The organism is Shewanella sp. FJAT-52076 (genome assembly GCF_019457455.1).
In the GTDB taxonomy this organism is placed as follows: domain Bacteria; phylum Pseudomonadota; class Gammaproteobacteria; order Enterobacterales; family Shewanellaceae; genus Shewanella; species Shewanella zhangzhouensis.
This window is the reverse complement of the sequence record NZ_CP080415.1, coordinates 1,629,119-1,649,775: the sequence shown is the minus strand read 5'-3', so window position 1 is coordinate 1,649,775 and position 20,657 is coordinate 1,629,119. Positions and strand designations below refer to the sequence as shown.

At 54.9% G+C, this 20,657-nt stretch carries 14 protein-coding genes; 6 read left to right on the top strand and 8 right to left on the bottom strand.

Annotated features, from left to right (window positions below):
- The first annotated feature begins 11 nt into the window (after positions 1–11).
- The 3 genes from K0H79_RS07145 to K0H79_RS07135 all read left to right on the top strand — a co-directional run bounded on the left by K0H79_RS07145 (position 12) and on the right by K0H79_RS07135 (position 5,203).
- Positions 12–1,010: a LacI family DNA-binding transcriptional regulator gene (locus K0H79_RS07145; RefSeq protein ID WP_220067400.1), complete on the top strand. Its 999-nt coding sequence runs from the start codon at positions 12–14 to the stop codon at positions 1,008–1,010.
- A 281-nt stretch (positions 1,011–1,291) separates the two neighbouring features.
- A complete protein-coding gene (locus K0H79_RS07140) occupies positions 1,292–4,195 on the top strand; it encodes a TonB-dependent receptor (protein WP_258405489.1) in 2,904 nt (967 codons plus the stop codon).
- Positions 4,196–4,384: 189 nt separating this feature from the next.
- The gene (locus K0H79_RS07135; RefSeq protein WP_220077795.1) at positions 4,385–5,203 is read left to right on the top strand and encodes a DUF2797 domain-containing protein; all 819 of its coding nucleotides are present in this window, start codon (positions 4,385–4,387) and stop codon (positions 5,201–5,203) included.
- A gap of 133 nt (positions 5,204–5,336) precedes the next feature.
- On the opposite strand, the gene K0H79_RS07130 is transcribed toward K0H79_RS07135, so the two are convergent.
- From K0H79_RS07130 to K0H79_RS07120, 3 genes are all read right to left on the bottom strand, one after another.
- On the bottom strand, positions 5,337–8,363 hold the full coding sequence (locus K0H79_RS07130) for a TonB-dependent receptor (RefSeq protein ID WP_220077794.1): 3,027 nt from the start codon (positions 8,361–8,363) through the stop codon (positions 5,337–5,339).
- 89 nt (positions 8,364–8,452) lie between these two features.
- Positions 8,453–11,104, bottom strand: coding sequence for a family 16 glycosylhydrolase (locus K0H79_RS07125; protein ID WP_408733372.1), 2,652 nt, complete (start codon positions 11,102–11,104; stop codon positions 8,453–8,455).
- A 540-nt stretch (positions 11,105–11,644) separates the two neighbouring features.
- Entirely contained in the window at positions 11,645–12,088 is a 444-nt protein-coding gene (locus K0H79_RS07120) for a hypothetical protein (RefSeq protein ID WP_220077792.1), read from the bottom strand.
- Positions 12,089–12,338: 250 nt separating this feature from the next.
- Here K0H79_RS07120 and K0H79_RS07115 point away from each other — a divergent pair, with 250 nt between their 5' ends.
- On the top strand, positions 12,339–14,480 hold the full coding sequence (locus K0H79_RS07115) for a TonB-dependent receptor (RefSeq protein WP_220077791.1): 2,142 nt from the start codon (positions 12,339–12,341) through the stop codon (positions 14,478–14,480).
- 121 nt (positions 14,481–14,601) lie between these two features.
- Positions 14,602–15,162 (top strand): DUF1415 domain-containing protein, encoded by a 561-nt coding sequence (locus K0H79_RS07110; RefSeq protein WP_220077790.1) that lies wholly within the window; start codon positions 14,602–14,604, stop codon positions 15,160–15,162.
- 48 nt (positions 15,163–15,210) lie between these two features.
- Here K0H79_RS07110 and K0H79_RS07105 read toward each other — a convergent pair whose 3' ends face one another.
- The 4 genes from K0H79_RS07105 to K0H79_RS07090 all read right to left on the bottom strand — a co-directional run bounded on the left by K0H79_RS07105 (position 15,211) and on the right by K0H79_RS07090 (position 19,042).
- Complete coding sequence (locus K0H79_RS07105; RefSeq protein WP_220077789.1) at positions 15,211–17,136, bottom strand: monovalent cation:proton antiporter-2 (CPA2) family protein; 1,926 nt, start codon at positions 17,134–17,136, stop codon at positions 15,211–15,213.
- On the bottom strand, positions 17,133–17,726 hold the full coding sequence (locus K0H79_RS07100) for an NAD(P)H-dependent oxidoreductase (RefSeq protein WP_220077788.1): 594 nt from the start codon (positions 17,724–17,726) through the stop codon (positions 17,133–17,135). The genes K0H79_RS07105 and K0H79_RS07100 overlap by 4 nt, the downstream gene beginning before the upstream one ends.
- 170 nt (positions 17,727–17,896) lie before the next feature.
- Positions 17,897–18,592 (bottom strand): pirin family protein, encoded by a 696-nt coding sequence (locus K0H79_RS07095; RefSeq protein WP_220077787.1) that lies wholly within the window; start codon positions 18,590–18,592, stop codon positions 17,897–17,899.
- A gap of 9 nt (positions 18,593–18,601) precedes the next feature.
- Positions 18,602–19,042, bottom strand: a complete 441-nt coding sequence (locus tag K0H79_RS07090) for a DoxX family protein (protein WP_220077786.1) — start codon at positions 19,040–19,042, stop codon at positions 18,602–18,604.
- 146 nt (positions 19,043–19,188) lie between these two features.
- Here K0H79_RS07090 and K0H79_RS07085 point away from each other — a divergent pair, with 146 nt between their 5' ends.
- Entirely contained in the window at positions 19,189–20,082 is an 894-nt protein-coding gene (locus K0H79_RS07085; protein ID WP_220077785.1) for a LysR family transcriptional regulator, read from the top strand.
- Positions 20,083–20,171: 89 nt separating this feature from the next.
- Here K0H79_RS07085 and K0H79_RS07080 read toward each other — a convergent pair whose 3' ends face one another.
- Positions 20,172–20,552, bottom strand: coding sequence for a VOC family protein (locus K0H79_RS07080; RefSeq protein WP_220067388.1), 381 nt, complete (start codon positions 20,550–20,552; stop codon positions 20,172–20,174).
- Positions 20,553–20,657: the final 105 nt, after the last annotated feature.

The window sequence follows — 20,657 nt, the reverse complement described above, 5'->3', positions numbered from 1 at the left end:
AGCCCGCGCATATGGCCACTATTTATGATGTTTCCTTTCTGGCAGGCGTGTCACTGGCGACCGTCTCCAGGGTGGTGAACAACACCGGCAAGGTCAGTGACAAGACCCGTCAAAAGGTCCACGATGCCATGGCAAAGCTGGACTATCGCCCCAATACCATCGCTCAATCGCTGGCCTCTAACCGCTCAAACAGCGTGGGCGTGCTGGTGTCGCAGCTGGATGGTCCCTTCTACGGCCCCATGATGCGGGAAGTGGAATCGGCGCTGCGGGCTGCCAATAAGCACGTTATCATCGCAGCCGGTCACAGCGATGCGGCGCAGGAAAAAGACGGTGTGGAGTTTCTGCTCTCCCGGGGCTGTGACGCCCTGATTGTGGATGCCGAAATCCTCTCCAACGGCTATTTGGTTGAGCTGTGTCAGGGGAAAACCCCGGTGGTACTGATAAACAGGCATGTGGATGGCATCGATGAGCGCTGCGTGCACCTGAATAACCTTCAGGGTGGTCTGCTCGCCAGCCGCCATGTACTGGAAAAGGGCCACAAGCAGATAGCCTATATCTCAGGGCCGCTGTTTAAGCTCGATGCCAGAGAACGTCTCGAAGGTCATCGCCAGGCATTGGCCGAGCAAGGCATTGCCTTTGATGAAAACCTCTTTTATGAAGGGGACTTTCGTGAAGAAGGTGGCTATGAGGCCATGGCTGAGTTGCTCTCCCGGGGACGGGACTTTACCGCTGTGGTGTGCGCAAACGATCAGATGGCATCGGGCGCCATCGCCCAGTGTTTGGAGCGGGGTCTGCGGGTGCCGGAAGACATCTCCTTTGTGGGATTCGATAATATCCCCTTCCCCCGTTATATCTCGCCCAAACTGACCACCGTGTGTAACCCCATTCAGGACATGGGACGCATGGCGGCCCATTGGGTACTGCGCGAGGTGTATGACCAAACCGACGTGACTTTTTGCCACCGCTTTGAGCCTGAGTTGGTGGTTCGGGATTCTGTTATCACACGTTAAGCATTTTTATCATAAAAAGGGTGAGCCAGCGTGCTCACCCTTTTTTCTGGCCGAATAAAATTCCTTTAAAAACAAAAGAAAAACTCCAACCCAAACACTCAATCAAAACATTTATTCAACATCCATCATCAGAGTGGTTGACATAAAACGCTACTCAACCTAATTTGTGTAAGCGCTTACATTTGTGCTGACAAGGGAGAGTTGTATGCCAGCAAGTAAGCTTTACAACAATAATGTCCCGAACCCCTGATGCGGTTCCGGGTATAAAGGAGAGGAACTTGATGCGACCCTTACAATTCAAAAAATCCATGTTGGCTACCCAGGTTTCACTGATGATGGGCCTGTTGACTGCCGTGCCTGTTATGGCCGAAGAAGCCCCCATTGCCGAAGGCAATATCGAAGTCATTCAGGTAAAAGGTATCCGCGGCTCACAGGCCAAGTCGATGGAACTGAAACGTCAGTCTGCCGGTGTGGTAGACGCCATTTCTGCCGAAGATATCGGTAAATTCCCCGACACCAACCTCGCCGAATCACTGCAGCGTATTACCGGTGTGTCTATCGACCGTATTAACGGCGAAGGCAGTAAGGTGACTGTGCGCGGCCTTGGCCCGGATTTTAACCTGGTGTTGCTGAACAATCGCACCATGCCCACCGCCCAGGTGGCCGGTGAGTCCACCCGCTCTTTCGAATTCGCCAACCTGTCATCAGATGCTGTCAGTGGTGTCGAAGTTTACAAGACCAGCAAGTCGGACATCAGCTCAGGTGGTATGGGTTCTACCATCAATATCCGCACTGCCCGCCCCTTCGATACCCGTGGTTTGGTGGCCAGTTTCGGCGTTAAGGGTCATCACGACACCAATGTGGAAGATGGCAGCTCCATCACCCCCGAAATCTCCGGTATTTTCAGCAACACCTTCCTGGACGACACCCTGGGCTTCGGGCTGAATGCCTCTTATCAGGAACGTGACAGCAACCTCAAGAAAGCCACCATCGATGGCTGGCGCCAGAACATTCACGGCGAACTGAACCCCAATGCGGTTGTGGTAAACGAGAACAAAAACCCCTACGGCAACACCTTTTATGCCCGTAACATCGGCTATGCCAGTCAGGATACCGAGCGTGAGCGTACCAACGCCCAGCTGGTGTTCCAGTATGCGCCATCCGATACCATTGAAATGACCCTGGATTACACCTATTCCAAGCTGTCTGATGTATCAAATACAGATACCTGGGGTCTGTGGTTCTCGGGTCCGGGCAACGCCACCTACGCCCATATCAATGAAAACGGCACTTTTGACTATGTGACCGAAGTGGGTGGTGATTACTCGGGCACCATGAATCAGAACGCCTCTGACAATATCAACAAGTCGCTGGGTTTCAATATCGAATGGCAGGCCACGGATAACCTGCTGCTGAGCTTCGATGCCCACGACTCCAACGCCACCGCCGAAGGGAAGTTGGGCAATTACGCCGACAATATCTTCTTTATCCTTGGTGCATTGAACGTGGCCGATAAAACCTACGATGCCACCGGTACCGAAATCCCATTACTTGGCGCCAACTATGGCACCCTGAACCCCAACGGCGAACCACATCTGTTGCCCGAGCATTACGCCTCTCTGTTTGCCGGTGTGCGCGCAGGCCGTAACGAGACCGATGTAAACCAGTATCAATTTGACGGTCGCTGGCTGAACGAAAACAGCGACGCCCTGTCCTCCATCGACTTTGGTGTGTCTTTCACCTCCATGGAAACCCACGCCCAGGGCTCTTACACAGGCCCTATCAGCGCCGGTTGGTATGGCAATATGGGGTTGTGGAAGGATGATGTGAGCTACGTTGGCCTGGGCAGTGACTTCCTGTCCGATTTCAGTGGTGGCGGCAGCGATCTGCTGATCCCTTACTACTACACCTACAATCAGCAAGCGGCCATGGACAAAGCCCAGGCCCTGTACGATGTGGAATATGTGTCCGCGCCATGGCAGGACGACCACCGGATCAAAGAAGACACCACAGCGGCCTATATACAGGTAAATATCGACAGCGAGTTCAATAACATGCCATTGAACATCGTGGCCGGCCTGCGCTATGAGCAAACCGATGTCAGTGCCAGCTCCATGCAACAGGAAGCCGAAAAACTGGTGTGGCTCAACCCCACCGAGTGGCAAACCGTCTTTGCCGACGATTTCACGTTCAGTGACGAAAGCCACGACTACAAAGAGTTCCTGCCGAATCTGGATATCAATCTGGAGCTGATGGAAAACGTGATGGCGCGTTTCTCCTACAGCCGCACCATGGCCCGTCCAAATCTGGGCGCCATGCGCGCTACCACCTCGCTGACGCCTATCCCCAAAGTGGGTTCGCGCACCGGCTTTGCGGGTAACCCCGGACTCAAGCCATACAGTTCCAACAACATCGACCTGTCGCTGGAGTACTACTACGACGACGCCAGCTATGTGTCTGTTGGTTACTTCAATAAAGAAGTCGATAACTTCCTCGCGGATGTCATCGAAGAAGTGAAATACGACTGGCTGCGTGACCCATACCTGGGCGCTGCTGCCGAGCAGGCACGTGCTGAGCTGATTGCCAATAACGAAACCCCAAGTGATGAAGCCGTGTTCCAGTGGCTGCTCGACAATGGTTATGGTAACGCTGACAACCGTGTTGAACAGGACGGCAGCGACCCGGTCGCCAGCTGGAACATCAAAAAGCCCAACAACGTGAACCAGATGAACATCAACGGCGTTGAGCTGGCCTGGCAACATTGGCTGTGGGATTCAGGCTTCGGCTTTGCCGTTAACTACACCCTGGTGAATGGTGACATTGATTACGACGTTGAGCGTGTGGATGAGCAGTTTGCCCTGCCCGGCATGTCAGACACCGCCAACTTCTCCGTGTTCTATGAGAAAGATGGCCTGCAAGGTCGTCTGGCCTACAACTGGCGTGACACCTTCCTGTCAGGCATGGGTCAGGCAGAAGCCGGTGGTCCTGCACCGCAGTTTACCGAAGCCTTTGGTCAGCTGGACATCAGCGTGAGCTATCAGCTCACCGATAACCTGTCCATCTTCGCAGAAGGCATCAACATTCTGGAACAGGAAAAACGCGTTTACGGCCGTTATGAGGAGCAGATGCTGCTGGCTCAGCAAAACTCCGCCCGTTACTCCATAGGCGCACGTTACAACTTCTGACACCTTTGCTTGTGTACTTAAGTGGGAAAGCCCGGGGCCAACACCGTCAGGTAGCGGCCCAAGGGTGAGGTCTTTGCCGCGGCATCTGCCGCGGCTTTTTTTATCTTCCAGGCCAAGACTGGTACACTCTGGGCAAATTCAAAAAGAGCCAGCGCCACGGCGGACGGCTCCAACGCAATTGAGAGTGTTATGCAAGGAACATTAAGAAAAATGCGCACCGGGCTCGATGAGCAGGGCCTGGCCAGTTATCGCCTGCCCATAGGTGAGCACGAAATCCCACTGAATCCGCTGATTGGAAAGCCAGTGAAGCTCATCTTCTCGGGCAATATCTATTGCTGTAATTGCGGCAAGAAGACCAAGAAAAGCTACTCCGAAGGCCACTGCTATGTGTGCATGCAAAAACTCGCCAGCTGCGACATGTGCATCCTGAAACCCGAAACCTGCCATTACGACCAGGGTACCTGCCGCGAGCCTGAGTGGGGCGACAGCCACTGCTTTGTGCCCCACTTTGTGTACCTGTCGAACACATCCGGGCTTAAGGTGGGCATTACCCGTCATACTCAAATTCCTACCCGCTGGATAGATCAGGGCGCAACACAGGGTCTGCCTATTCTCAAAGTGGCTTCCCGAAAAATATCGGGGCTGATTGAAGTGGAGATCGCCAAGCTCGTGGCCGATAAAACCCACTGGCAGGCCATGCTCAAGGGTAACAATGCCAATATGGATTTGGCCGCCGAAGCCGCGCGTTTACTCGGTGAAGTGGCGCCTGTGATTGCAGAGGTTCGCAATCAATATGGCGAGGATGCGGTGCAGGAACTGGTGAGCCAACCACAGCCCATTGCGTTCCCGGTGTCAGCGTTCCCCACCAAGGTGAAGTCATTCAACCTGGACAAAGAACCGCTTATCGATGCGGTGCTGACCGGCATCAAGGGCCAGTACCTGATTTTTGATACCGGTGTTATCAATATTCGCAAATACACGGGCTACGAAATCAGTTTTGAATGCTGAGAGGTGAGTGGTGAGTGGTGAGTGATGAGTGATGAGTGATGAGTGCGGAGCCTGACTCACATTCCACCAGCCACATAAAAACGCCGGGCAATGCCCGGCGTTTTTCATCTATGCCTGTTTTACAGGAATAACCTTAGAAGCGCACCCGGGCGCCGAGGGAGTAACGGCTGCCGTACTGCCGGGCAAACAGGAACTGCTCCTCGAAACGGCCATACCCTTCTTCGGTTTCGTTATTGAGGTTAATGCCCTCAAAAAACACCGTCAGATGCTCGTTCACATCGTAGTTGATGCTGGCATCGAGCTGGCCAAAGGTCTTGGCAAACTGTGGGGGGGCATCGGCAGAGCCCTGGGACTGACCCACACCAATCAGGTAGCTGTCTCGCCAGGCGTAGGTCAACTTCACCGACAGGCCATCCTTCTCATAAAAGGCCTGGAAGTTAGCCGAATCACCGATACCACTGAGCGGATTTTGCGGTGCCAGGCTATAGGGATCGTAGGTCACATCCCCTTCGACGAAGGTACCGTTAACACCCACACCAAAGCCGGTTTCGCCAAACACATGCTGCAGCGCCAGCTCTATCCCCTGGACTGTCTTGCTGTCACTGTTAAAGGGACTGGTGATATCCCATACAATCAGCGGGTCGCTGGCAAGGGGCACTATCTGGCCATCGGCATTGCCATGTCCATTGGCAATCATCTGGGCAAAGATGCTGTTTTCGCTGACCGGCGTACCTGCCGCTTCAAGCTGGCTGATAGCCTCCTGATAACGGGGGCTGTTATAGACGTCGTGTAACCCTTCGATGGTCAGCTGAGTGGTTTTTTGAGACACATAGTTATCGGCGTACTTTTTAAACAAGCCAACCGAGGCGTAGCTCGCATCGCCATAGTAGTACTCAAATGACAAATCCAGATTGACCGATTCCAGCGGCAACAGCCCGGGGTTACCAAGGCTGCCACGGCGGGCACCAATCTTGGGGCTGCCGCTCAGGTTTCTGCCGGCCACCATGTCACCAAGCAAAGGCCTTGCGATGGTTTTACCGGCGGAGAACCGCACGACGATATCTTCCAGCGGCTCGGCGCTGATATCCAGCATCGGCAGCCAGACATCGTAATCACCGCCCTGGGTGAAGTAGTTATCATCGCCACCGGGAGCATACTGCATGATCCACTCGGTGGGACTTGCCCACACCACCTGACTCTCCACCCGCTGTTTCACGGTGCTCGAGGCATCGGTTTGCTCGTATCTGAGCCCCAGATTCACATTCACCGGCACATTGCCAATGTCAAAACCCCATTGGGTGGTGAGATAAAGCGCCAGAGTCTTTTCTTCCACCAGGGTGGCGCTGTCGATGCCATCAAAGTAAGGATCGATGGAGTAATAGTTGTCACCGGCTATCTCGGGGGTGATAAAGGCCAGCTGGCGGGCGACGGCCTCATCGAAATTGTAGGTGTAGTAGTAATCGGGCATGAGTGCACTGCCGCCACCGCCAAGGGCATCAAGCAAGCCGGAGGCATCCTGCAACACAAACATGGCATCGGGGAAAATTTCCGCATAGGACGGATTAAATCCGGGGCCGCCACGCAGGCCGCTCCAGGCACTGGTGCCCGACATGGTCTGCTTGGTGTAAGCCGCGCCAAAGTCCACCTTCACCAGATGCTCGCTGAACTCGGGGTACCAGTTGGTGTTGAATTGCACCTGCTCAATCTCACTCTCACCCGGTGAGTGGATGAACTGACTGAAGTTGGAGTCAATATCGCCGGCATCCAGCACATGGGTGCCATTGTTCCAGTTGATCAGAAAATGGGGCACCTCACCGGTACGATAGTCGTAAACCTTGGAAATCAGCTTATCTGAACCCAGGATCACCTGCCCGTCACTGCCCAGGCCTTTATCGGCACCATTATCGATTTCGTTGGAGGAGTTGTGATAGTCCAGGGTAAAGCGCCAGGCTTCGTTGGGGCTCCAATCGATATTCAGGCCAACGGACTCGGCATTCACCTCTGTGGTATTGCGATTGGCGGTAAAGGAGCCATCACCACCACGGATGTCGGAATAAAGCGCTGTGCCGTTGGCATCGAGTTCATAGCCAATCACCGGAGAACCATCCGTAGAGGAGTTCCAGATCCCCCAACCAAAACCGTTGGAGGCGGTCAGCGCCCGGGTCGCCACATAGTCGGCAGTCAGTATCAAATTATCCGTTGCCACAAACTGCAGGGTAACCATGCCGTTGGTGCGTTCACGTTCCACATCATTGATACTGAAGTTCATATCACGGGGGAAGAAAAACGGGGCCACCGCATTGCCTTCGGCATCGCGAAAGCGGGCAATCGGATTGCCATCGGCATCGGTTTCGCGCCCGTCTATGCCTTTATCGCCAGCCAGTGTTGGCAAGCGGCCATTGTCAGTCTGGGCAATCCAGCCCTGACTGTTGGCAGTTTGCTGCTGGAAGTCCCGCTCCTGATGAGAAACAGATACCAGTACGCCAAAACGGTCATCAAACAGCGTGTTACTGTAAATGGCCGCCAGCTCTGGTGTTACATCATCACCGTGCACATTGGATTCATCGTAAATACCCTTGCCAGAGAAGGTAAATGCCTGGCCGGGGTTATCCAGCGGCTTGTGGGTAACGATGTTAACCGTTCCGCCGAGTCCACCGGTGGGCACATCGGCCCTGGCGGTTTTAACCACCTCAAGGGTCTTCACCCCCTCAGAGGAGAGGTTCTCCAGATTATAGGAACGGGTATAACCCGTGCCCGGCATCTGCCTGCCATTGAGTGTGATGAGGTTGAACTCGGGACCAAAACCCCGCACCGTGATCTGGCTGCCTTCACCGTTGGCACGGCTGACGGTCACCCCGGTGATCCGCTGTAAGGATTCTGCAAGGTTGGTATCGGGAAATTTACCGAGCTCCTCGGCTGAAATCGCATCCACAACGCCGTTGGCGCCGCGCTTTAAGTCCATGGAGCGGTACAAACTGCCCCGGATCCCACGAATTTCAATCACTTCGATGGTTTCTTCCGATCCGTTCTGGGCCGCCACAACGCCATCGGCTGCGGGGGTCGCGTCATCAGCAGCCCATGCCAGCGGGATGGCGCCAACGCCGAGGATAGCTGCCAGCGTGGCAGACAACCGGTTACGCTTAAATGCCTTATCTAACATAATTGCCTCTTATTCTTTCGCTACGGCCACACCGGACAAATCACAAGCTCCGGCGGGCCATTCCCATTCATGCCAAAGGGTTAGGTGTATCAGGGCGTGCCTATCAGTGCGTTATCCAAACGGAACACCGCCCCCTCACCGGTCCCCCACGCAGGGAACACCATCACCACATCAATGGCACTGGCATCCAGCCCCATATCGGCCAGGGTCTTAAGCGGGAAAGTGTAGGTCTGCCACTGGCCTACAACAGGTGCAGTGCCTTCGACACTGTCGGTCAGGTTCAGCTCAGCAGCGGTATTGGCATCACCGGATTCAATCTTGAATTTCCACACCGAGCCTGGGTCATTCGGTGCCGAAACCAGCTTCATCTCAAAGCGCACCACACCTGTCTCCACAGCAGCGGACGCATCGTAATAGACACCGTCATCGGCGAAGAAGCCCACCACAGTCGGCTGCGCGCCAATTACATACTCAGCGACGGCACCATGGGCTGCATCATCGGCCTCAACTGTGGGGGTTGAGCCGCCGCAGCAATCCCAGATTGACCAAGCATCGGCCACAGTGTCGGCAAACAGACTCAGGGCGTTCATGGCGCCGCCGGAGCCGGGTTGATGGATTTTAACGTTATCAATGCGATAGACAGCGCCTTCACCCTGTCCCCAGGCGGGGAATACCATCAACACATCGATGGCGCTTAAATCCAATCCCGCATCGGCCAGAGTCGACAGGCGGAAGCTGAAGGTTTGCCACTGTGCAGATGGCGCCATGCCTTCAACGCTGCTGGTTAACGGCAGCTCCACCGCAGAGGCCGCATTGTTGGATTCAACCTTGAACAGCCAGGGCGCATCGGCGGTATTGGGCGCGGTGACGACCTTAAGATCAAATTGCACTACGCCATTGTCATACAGGGATGAGGCATCGAAGGGATTGCCACCGCCACCCAGCTCGGTGCGATTGATATACCCCATCACGGTAGGGCTGGCACCAATGGTGAACTCGGACACTATGCCGTGCTCTGCATCATCGGATACCACCTGCGGGGTCGAGCCACCACAGCAGTCCCACATGGGCCAATCGGGGTTCTCGTTGTCGGTAAAGATGGTCAGTGACGGCAGGCTGGTGTCGGGACGGGCAATCTTCACTTCATCCAACAGATACTCAGCGCCGCTGCCGGTGCCCCACGCAGGGAACACCATCACCACATCAATGGCAGACAAATCCAGGCCCTTGGCTGCAAGTTCAGACAGCGGGAAACTGAAGGTTTGCCACTGGCCCACTGCCGGTGCCATACCTTCACTGCTTGCGGTAAGCGGCAGTTCAACGGCGGTCGCACCTTCGTTGCTTTCAACCTTCATCATCCAGGTCGAGTCGGCATTTGACGGGGCACTCACCACCTTCATGGCAAAGCTTAATACGCCGCTTGCCTCAATGGGCGCGGCATCAAAAGGACTGGGCACACCGGCCGGATCGGTAATGAAGGCCGCGCGGCTGATAAAGCCGTTGACTGTGGGGCTGTCACCTACCACAAAGCGATATACGGCACCCTTGTCGGCATCGTCCACCAGGCCTGGAGTAGAGCCACCGCAGCAATCCCATGCAGCCCAGTTGGGGTTGGGGGTGCTGTCAAAAATCAGCAGATCTTTTGGCGTGCCATCAGAAGGCGGTACAGGCACAGGTGCCTTGCCTTCCACCAGCGCATCCTCTGGCTTGTCATAGCCCGGACGCACAGTCTCACAGCCCTTGCCGGTATCAGGGTTGGCAGAACACTCATAAACCCTGACAAAGTCAATTTGATATCTGTTGTTCTCGTTAAAGGCGGTATCGTCGATACCGGTTTCGTTTACCGAGGCTGGCCAGTTGCCACCCACGGCGAAGTTAACGATGAGATGGAATTTTTCATCAAATGGCGCATCGGTCCAGCTGAGCTGCAGGTCGCCGCTGGACTGATCGTAATATTCCGTAAACCAGCCTTTGTGAGCCAGACCAACCGCCTGCCCCTTGGAGTTGTACCTCAGTTCAGAGCGCCGCTGGGTGGCATAAAGATAGTCGTCCACGTACCAGCGGATTTCCCCCTGCTGCCACTCAATGGCATAGGTATGAAAATCATCGGCTGGATTGACGCCATTGGGCAGCAGATAGGCTTTGCCGGATTGCTCGTTCTTGGGCCACTCACGACCGTAGTGAAGGGTGCCGTGGACATAGGCTTCAGGAGTGCCCTCAGCAGTGGCGGCTTTAAGATTCACCGCTTCCACAATATCGATTTCGCCGCTTCTGGGCCAGATGCCGTAAACATTGTCCGTAGGCAGCATCCAGAAGGCGGGCCAGCTGCCCTGCCCCGACGGCAATTTCGCCCGCATTTCAATGCGGCCAAAGGTGAAATCCGCCTTGCCTTTGGTTGTCAGTCTTGCAGAGGTATAAGGCTTGTCAGCACCTTCGGGCGCCTTCAGTGCCACTATGTTCAACATGCCATCGGCAACGAAGGAGTTAGCCTCATCTGCGGTATAGCATTGAGACTCCTGATTGCCGCCTCCGGCACAATCCACTTCATGCGCCCATTTGGCCGCGTCTATGCTGCTGCCGTCAAACTCGTCGCTCCATACCAGTTCCCAACCGGTTGCCGGACCTTCAAGGTTGACCGAGCCCAAATCGGTGCCGGTATTGGTGTCTCCCCCGCACCCCTGCAGCGCCGCCGCAAGCAGTCCAAAGGCAAGGTACTTGCTCGTTCCAGAATTCTTCATCATCATTGCAGCCCAACCCACTGTTTTTATGGATAAATTTAGCCATGCCAGCGCTAACTACTGCCGATGTTTCCATTTGAAACCAAATGTAAGCGCTTACATTTGTATAAAATAAGTAAAGATAATGTAAAGATCAACCGGATTTTTAATTGGTTTCAGAAGAAAAGCATCGGCAAGGGCCGCCTGGAGGGACTCAGGAAAAATAGCGGGGGCAGCGGCATGCAGTGAAATCCAGCACAGTACAGGCAGAAACGCTCTATTTGCGAAACAGCAAAAGCGTCCTGAGTAGCGGGGTAAAGAAACATGAAAAAATGTAAAAATATCAACAACTACATATTTTTATAACGAGACCGAACAGGGTGTTCTGAAAAACTGTATGCAATCCAACCGCAACCGGGGCGTGAGAATGGATAGGTGTACTTGTGCCCCAGACGATGCACTCAAACACACGTTAGTTTAAAGCCTCAGCCCACCAGGTGATGGGCTGAGAGCCGCAAGGCGATATTACAAACGTAAACGCAGCATCCACAATTGGGCTTTGGTTTATTCCGATTTATCTTTGTCGTCATCCTTGCCCATCACATCCACATGGGCTTTTTTCGTCAGTCCAAGCAGTGCCATTTCCTTGCTGCCCACAGAGTCGTATTTAAGGGAGATTTTTTTCAGCGTGGCGTCCCCCTTGGGCACACTGATCACCCGGCTGGACATGCCATCGGTGAGCACGCCGAGGTTATCCACCTCTTTATCGGAACCATCACTCATGTGCAGCACTATTTTATGCAAATTAACCGTTCCCTGAGTGCAAACCAGCCTGATATGGGTAACGTTTTTCTTGTCAAATTTCGGGGTGACCTCGTCTGTTTCCGACTTATAGTCCACCACCTTATCGGCAATTTTAAACCAGTCATCGGCCAGCACAGCATTGGCAAATAGCGCAGCAGAAATCGCCAGGGTACCAGCCAGTATTGATGAAGCTTTAAAGTTCATGACCTATTTCCTCCTGAAATAACCAATCAAGACAGCCTGATGATGACATAAGCCTAAGCGCCGGTGCCCCAGAGGTTGCCTACAAAAGCTTATATTCCCCTCCGGGGATTACCAGTCTGCAAAAGTTTACTTTACCGGCGCCATTCTCGCCGCCATGGCGCAACAAAATTACAACATATGTAAATAATCTGAATTTGTTATTGATAGTAATTATCATTCCCAAAAAATAAAGTATCACCAAGGAATGAAAATGAAGCTATCCCCTATTGCCATTGCGCTCTCTCCCTTGATGGCCCTCACTGCTGCACCCGCCTTTGCCGAGGTGACAGAAGCCTTGTCCCCTGACACTATCGCAATTGAACGCATGATAGTGACCGGCAGCCGGGTGCCGGAGCGCCTCGATGAGGTGCCTTCCTCTGTCACCCTGATTGACAGCAAGACCCTGGCCACCGAAATGAGCATCAGCTCTGAACTGCAGAATATGCTGGCAACCCGGGTGCCGGGCATGTCGCCCGCCACTGGCACCTCCAGCAACGCAGGTCAAACCCTCCGCGGCCGTAAAGCTTTGATTTTGATTGACGGTGTGCCTCAATCCACTCCCCTGCGAAACGGCTCGCTGGACATTCGCTCCATCGACATGAACGCTATAGAGCGGGTGGAGGTCATCAAGGGTGCCACCTCCATTTATGGCAACGGCGCGGCCGGTGGCATTATCAATTACATCACCAAAAAGCCGGGGGCCGATGGCGCTATTGGCGGCACTTTGGGCGTTTCCACCCGTTTCAGTGCCGTGAAATTTGAAGACAGTGTTGGCAGCCGGGTTGAAGGTGCACTCAATGGCAGCGTGGGAGAGCTGGGCTACCTCATCAGCGCCAGCCGTGATGATTATGGACTGCAGCGGGATGCCGAAGGCGATGTTCCTGGCCTGGTATACGGACTGTCAGAAACCACCACGGACAACCTCTTTACCAAATTCCATTTCAATTTCGACGATGAAAAATCGCTGCAATTGACTTACAACTACTTCAGCTCCGCCCAGGATGCCCGCATGGTGGATGTCACCGGCAGCGTCAACACCGGTGAGAAAACCTACGCCATCGAAGCCGGACCCGACACCCTTATCCTCGGGGAGCCACAGGGTGTCGATGGAAACCACAACCTGATGGTGAAGTACGAAGACCTGGCGCTGTTCGACAATACCCGATTTGCCATCGATGCCTACGGTCAGAAAATCGAAAACGTGTTCTTTTACAGCCTGACACTCGCCAATCCAGAACAGGGGTTTGATGGTGGTCAGTCCATTATTCGCTCTGAAAAACGTGGTCTTCGGGCCAACTTCAACTCGGATTTCACTCTGGGCGATACCGAGTTGGATTTAATCTATGGCATTGATTACCTGCAGGATATATCAAGCCAGCCCTTGGTGGATGGTCGTATGTGGGTGCCCGAAATGGACATGCAGAATCTCGCCTTCTATCTGCAGGCCAAATGGCTGTTTGCCGAAGACTGGGTTCTCAAGGCCGGTGTGCGCCGGGATCAGATGGCCATCGAAGTGGACGACTACCAGACCCTGCGCCTTTGCCGCACAGCAACACAGTGCTCTACACCCGTTGCGGTAAAAGGCGGTGAACTTGAGTTTGATGCCAACACCTACAATATCGGCCTGAGGTATAAGGGTTCATCCATCTTCAGTCCTTTTATCAGTTTTTCACAGGGCGCGGACGTATCGGATCTGGGCTTGCTGCTGCGTACCGCCACGGTGGACGACCTGGCAAAAATTCAGTCACAGGCGGCACTCATTGATAATTACGAAGCCGGTTTCGACGGCCATTGGGAGGCCTTCAGCTACTCTGCAGCGGTTTTTCTGAGTAAGTCAGAGCTTGGTACCCGTACCGTACTGAACCCCGCCAGCGGTATTTATGAACCTGTGCGTGCGCCCCAGGAAATCAAAGGGGTAGAGCTTGCGGCCAGCTATGACGTGAATGATGAGCTTACCCTCGGCGCGAATTACAGCTGGATGGAAGGCAAGGATACCGATCAGGATATTTATCTGGATGGCCAGGCCATCACCCCGCCCAAGTTTGCCGCCTATCTTGACTGGGCCACCACAGACAACAGCAGTGTGTCACTGACCTGGCTGCATGTGGGCGACCGCAAACGCTTCGAGCCGGTCAATGGTCAGTACACCGGCAGCCAGGGCCCCGTAGACAGCTATTCGCTGCTGAATCTGGCCGGTCATTATCGTATAGACCAGCTGCTCTTTACCCTTGGGGTAGAGAACCTGCTGAACGAAGACTACTACTCGGCGCGTTCTCAGGCCTTTACCTTCCCCGGTTATAACACCAAGGGGCTGGGTACCACGATTAATCTTGGCATGAAGTGGACCTTCTGATCCTGGTCGAAGCCAGATGAAAAAAGCAGCCTCCGGGCTGCTTTTTTATTGCGTGTTGGCAACAGGGTTTCTACCATGTGCGACCAACGAGCAAAACCGAGCCACCAAGAGGCCACCCGAGATGTCCGAACAGCAGGAAATTCAGTCCATCACCGATGAGACCCGCGCCTGGGTCACCAAGGTGATCATGAAATACAATATTTGCCCTTTCGCCCGCCGCGAAGTGGAGCGAAACAGTATCCGCTATCAGGTGTGCAACGAAACCCGCATGGAATTGGTGCTGCAAGCCTTGCTGGATGAGTGTCAGTTTCTCGATACACACCCCGAGGTGGAAACCAGCCTCTTTATCCTGCCAAGGGGCTTTGAGGGCTTTTACCTCTATCTGGACCTACTCGGTATCGCCGAAGACTTACTGGTTGAAGAAGGCTATGAGGGCACTTATCAGCTGGCAAGCTTTCATCCTGACTATTGTTTTGACGGCGAACCTCAGGATGACCCGGCCAATTTCACCAACCGCGCGCCCTATCCCACGCTGCATATCATCCGCGAAGAAGGCATGGCGGCGGCGCTGGCGAGCTACAACGAACCCGAAAGCATCCCCGAGCGCAATATCGCCTTTGCCCGTCGCAAGGGCAGCGAGTTTTTTGCGCGCCTCCTGCAAGAATGCAAAAAGCCGGATTGAGTCCGGCATTTTTGTGTTAAGGCCTGCTCATCAAAAGCCCAACCCAGATCACTCCTTTACTGCTTGAGGGCGCATGCTCTCCTCCTGTGAGGCCAGCTCCTTGTCATAGCCCTTGGGCGGCGGTGTCCAGCCGCTCAAACTGCGGCTGTGGCCATCCATCCTATCCTTGCCCATGTCTTCCTTGAGCGCCGCCTCCAGCTTGATAAAGAGCTTCAAATAGCGCTCGCGTCGGTCGAGATTATCCCGCACCTCGAGCCAGGCCTCATAGAGTTCGCTTGCATGGGCTTTTTCCCGCTCCACCATAGCCGTTTTACGCTGCTCGGCGGCAAAGGGATGTATACCAAGACGTATCAGCGCCTCTCCCCCCATGTTAAGCGCCGAGTAGAAGCTTTCACTCACCACCCAGTCGGCCCCGGCTTCAGTCAGTGCATAGAAGTGCCCCCTGTCAAAGGCCCGGGCCAGAATAGCCACCTGCGGATAGTGTTGGCGCACGTGGCGCACAAGCGCTGTGGCCCCTTCCACATCATCGATGGCCACCACCAGCATCTTGGCCGATTCAATGCCCGCAGTGTGTAAAAGCTCGGGGTTACTCACATCCCCGAAAAAGCTCTTCATCTCGATTTCACGCAGTCGTTCCACCTGGGCGTATTCCCGGTCGAGTACCACGGTTTTCACCCCGTTGGCCCTGAGCAGGCGGTTAACTATCTGCCCAAAGCGGCCGATGCCGGCAATGATCACCGGCCCCTGCTCGTCTATGGTATCGGCTTCACGTTCATTGGTACTGCGGGTCACCCTCGGCAGGATAACCCGCTCATACAGGATAAAGAGCCCTGGGGTTAAAAACATGCTGAGCGCCACCACCATAGAGAGAAGCCCGCCAAGCTCGCTGCCAAAGATACCCTGTTGCTGGCTGTAGCCGAGCAGCACAAAGCCAAACTCCCCGGCCTGTGCCAGCGACAGTGCAAACAGCCACTTGTCAGAGCCGGACAGACGGAAAGTTTTTGCCAGCAGCAGAAGCACCAGCGCCTTTATCACCATCACGCCGAGTGCCAGCCCCAGCACCAGCGCAAACTGAGACAGCAACATCTCAAAGTCGATGCCCGCGCCCACAGTGATAAAAAAGAGCCCCAACAATAAGCCCTTAAAGGGCTCGATGGTGGACTCGAGTTCATGTCTGAATTCACTGCTGGCCAGCACTACACCGGCCAAAAAGGTCCCCAGTGCGGGCGACAGGCCCACCAGACTCATGAGCGCGGCGATGCCAATCACCATCATCAGCGCCGCCGCAGTAAACACTTCCCGAAGACCCGAACGCGCCACATAGCCAAAGAGTAGCCTTGTTAAAAAGCGCCCACCAAACACCACGGCGGCAATGGCGCCAAGCACCACCAGCGCATTTGCCCAGCCGGGCAGGCCGGCCACCAGCGACATATCCTCATGGCTGGCGTCGACCTGGGGGGCGCCAAGGGCCAACAGCGGCAATATCGCCAGAATCGGGATCACAGCAATATCCTGAAACAAGAGCACCGAGAAGCCACCGCGACCACCTTCGGTTTTGGCCAGGCCCTTCTCGTTGAAGGATTGCAGCACTATGGCGGTGGATGACATGGCAAAGATCATCCCGAGGGCGAGCGCTATCTGCCATGGCTGGTTCAATATCAGCGCCAGGCCCGCCACCGCGCCTGTGGTCAGCAGCACCTGCAAACCGCCCAGCCCCAGGAGTCGCTGGCGCATCTGCCACAGCTGTTTGGCATCGAGCTCCAACCCCACCAGAAACAGCATCAGCACCACACCGAATTCGGCAAAGTGCTGAATACTTTGCGTTTCCTGGCCAACCAGTCCCAACAAAGGCCCGATGGCAACGCCAGCGACCAGATAGCCAAGCACCGAGCCGAGTCCCAAACGCTTGGCAAGGGGCACCGCGAGCACAGCGGCAAGCAGGTAAACAAAGGCCTGCAGAAAAATCCCGGTCATGACAAGGTCTCCCTCTTTTTCGGTGCTCCGTCCCTACAGCCGGTATCCGGTATTTCACCTGCCACCAGTGCTTCCAACACCTCTTGCCAGCGTTTGAGATGGGGTTCAAGCCGTCCCTCCTCCACCGCCGAACGGGCACCGAAAAGCGCAAAGGGTGGCAGGTAGTCCATGCCAATAAGGGAGGCGGTTTGCTCGATGGGTGACAACAGTTGCCTCAGACCAAAATGATTGTAACCCTCTGCGCAATATGAACTTTCGCTGCCACCCGCGCTCAGGGCGCAAAGCAGGGATTTCCCGTGCAGTGCAGTACCGCCCTGCCCATAGGCAAAACCATACTCAAGCACCAGATCCTGCCATTCCTTGAGGATGGCAGGCGTGGAATACCAATAAAGCGGAAAAAGCCAGATAATTCGTTGATGGGCACTGAGGCGCTGCTGCTCTGTGGCGATGTCGATGTTAAAGGTGGGGTAATCGGCATAGAGATCCACGCAGGTCACTCCAGGCACCGACTGGGCAACCCGGTACATGGGCATGCACACTTCCGATTTATGTTGCGATGGATGGGCAAACAGCAGCAGAACAGATGACATAGGTTCACAGCTCCCTGATGAACTCTCACACCCTGGGGTTATTGAGGATTGGGCAAAGACGGGTCTGAAGGAGCCTGGCAAACCATTTTGTATTTATGACGAAGTAACACAGCCCCCAGAAAGAACATAAACGACACCCCGGCCAGACTCAAGGACTGACCGGGGGTATTTCAGGGTAACTCAAACAGCAAGGCTCTCACCGGCTCTTTTCCGGGGTTGGTGACCTTGGGACTGTCGCCCCCTTCCAGTTTGGCGCCATCGCCGGGGGACATCTCCATAGCTTCCAGAGATAAAGCCCCCTCAACCAGATGCAGATACCCTTTACGGGCGGCGCTCAGCGGCAGGACGATGGATTGCCCCGGTGCCAACAGCAGCTGATAGACACGGGCATCCTGGCGCACAGTAAAACTCCCGTCGCGCCCATCCGGGCTGGCAATCAGGGTGAGTCCCTCACGACTGCCAAAGTGCTTTTGCTGATAGCCCGGCTCACCGCCAAGGGTCGCCGGAATAATCCAAATCTGCAAAAACCTCAGCGCCTCAGTCCGGGAGCCGTTGTACTCGCTGTGACGTATGCCCTTACCCGCCGACATCAGCTGAAACTCGCCCGCCGGCAGGGTGGCAATGTTGCCCTCGCTGTCCTGATGACGGATGCTCCCTGACAGCACGTAGCTTAAAATCTCCATATCCCGGTGGCCGTGGGGTGCAAACCCAGCGCCCGGTGCCACGGTATCGTCGTTGATAACCCGCAGTGCGGAGAATTCCATATGGTTGGGATCGTAATATTCGGCGAACGAGAAGCTGTGAAAGCTGTCGAGCCAGCCGTGGCTGGCATGACCCCGTTCATTGGCCGGACGAAGCGTTATCATGCCCACTCCTCAGCCTCTTTGTTGCAGCACTCTGTCGATACCGAAGCGGCCCGAACCGGACAACACCAGGGAGACGCTCATGGCCAGCAGCGCCAGGCCAAATTCGTAACCATTGTTGGCCATAAAAAGACCATTACCCAGGTGTACAGTGACGATAGCCACCACCATGGTCACGGCCAGCACCAGCGCGGCTGGACGTGTCAGCAGGCCAAGCAGAATAGCCAGACCACCGAAAAATTCGGCGCCGCCCGCCATGGCCGCCATCAGCCAGCCTGGCTCCAGTCCAATGGATGCCATCCACTGTCCGGTCCCTTCGATACCATAACCACCAAACCAGCCAAAGAGCTTCTGGGCGCCGTGGGCCATAAAGATTATGCCGGCGGGTACACGCAGCGCCAGCGGGGCAATGCTGTCCTGGGTTTGTACAAGTTTTTTGATTGTGCGGTTCATAGTCTGTGCCTCATGTTTCAAATCGCTGTTATTGGTCTCAAGCTTTCGCTCAGCCTTGATTGAATTTTAGTTTATGGCGATAAAGGCACAGAAAAAATCGGAATGTTTCGATATAATTATTCAAAATTATTGAACAGTATAAAATCATGGCGAACTCACTGGATTTGGACGGACTGAGAGCACTGGATGCAATTGATAAAAAAGGAAGTTTTGCAGCAGCTGCCGAATCGCTCCATAAGGTGCCATCGGCCCTCACTTACACAATTCAAAAGCTGGAACAGGAATTTGGCACGCCTTTATTCGACAGGTCAAAACAAAGGGCCAGATTAACGGCCGCCGGCAGACTGGTGCTTGAGCAAGGGCGGGAAATTTTGCAGTCTACCCAGCGCCTGGCCGATGCGGTGGCCGCTTTGGAGTCAGGCTGGGAGCGAGAGCTGCGCATAGCAAGAGACACGGCCATGCCGCCGGGGCCGCTGCTGGATGCGCTCACGGCGTTTCTGGCCCTGTCGGTGCCAGTGGACATCAGCCTGGCGGAAGAGTCACTGGGTGGCGGCTGGGACGCGCTGCACAGCCGCCGCGCCGATTTGGTGATTGGTGCCAACGGTGACCTGCCCCGGGGACTCTTTGAAACCCATTGTATTGGTCAGCTCGAGTTTGTGTTTGCCCTCGCCCCCTTTCACCCACTGGCAGCGGCTGAGGGTGTATTGCAGCTTGAACAGCTTATGCCCTTCCCTTCGGTGGTGGTGTCTGACAGCTCGCAGCTGTTACCCGCCCGAAGCAGCGGCCTATTCAGCAGTCGCCAGACCCTGAGAGTCGCGTCCATGGAAGCAAAAATTGAGTTGCAATGCCGCGGATTGGGCACTGGCTTTATTCCGCGCCATCTGGCGGCGCCGCTAATAGCCAGCGGCGCACTGGTTGAAAAAGCCTGCGCCCTGCCGCGGCCAAGCCAGCCGGTTTTTCTGGCCTGGCATAAGGGGCATCAGGGCAAGGCGCTAGCCTGGTTTGTGGAGCATTTATGCAAGGCCGAATGGGGCATATAAACCCACTATCGGCCTTAAATACACATGGCTGGCGCCATTCGCAGCCTCAGTGAAGTGAGCCAGACCTGTCCCTGTCTGGAACGCACGCCTTATTTCATGGAGTGCAGGCCAAGCATATTGCCTTCGGTGTCTATGGCCAGCGAGATATAGCCATACTGACCTATGGACATCTTTTCCCGCTGCACTGTGCCACCGGCGGCAGCAACGCGAGACTCTTCCAGCGCGCAGTCGTCACAGGCAAAGTACACAAGGGTACTGTTACCGCCCGCTTCGAACCCCGGCATGTGCACCAGGGCACCACTGGCGCCGTAGTTTTCCATATCCGCAGGAAAGGACCACATGGAGAAGCCCGGCTCTTCCGGCACCTGCAGCGCTTCGAGCTTGATATCCAGCACCGCCTCATAAAAGGCCTTGGCCCTGTCCATGTTGTTCACGTAGATTTCAAACCAGGCAATGGGGTTTTTGGCCATCAGCTTTCTCCTTGTAGATGGGGATAACAGTACATTTCCGGTGCCCTGCCGCGCTTGCACACAGGGTTCCAGTTAAGGCCAAAAATGTTAAAGAAACAAGCAACT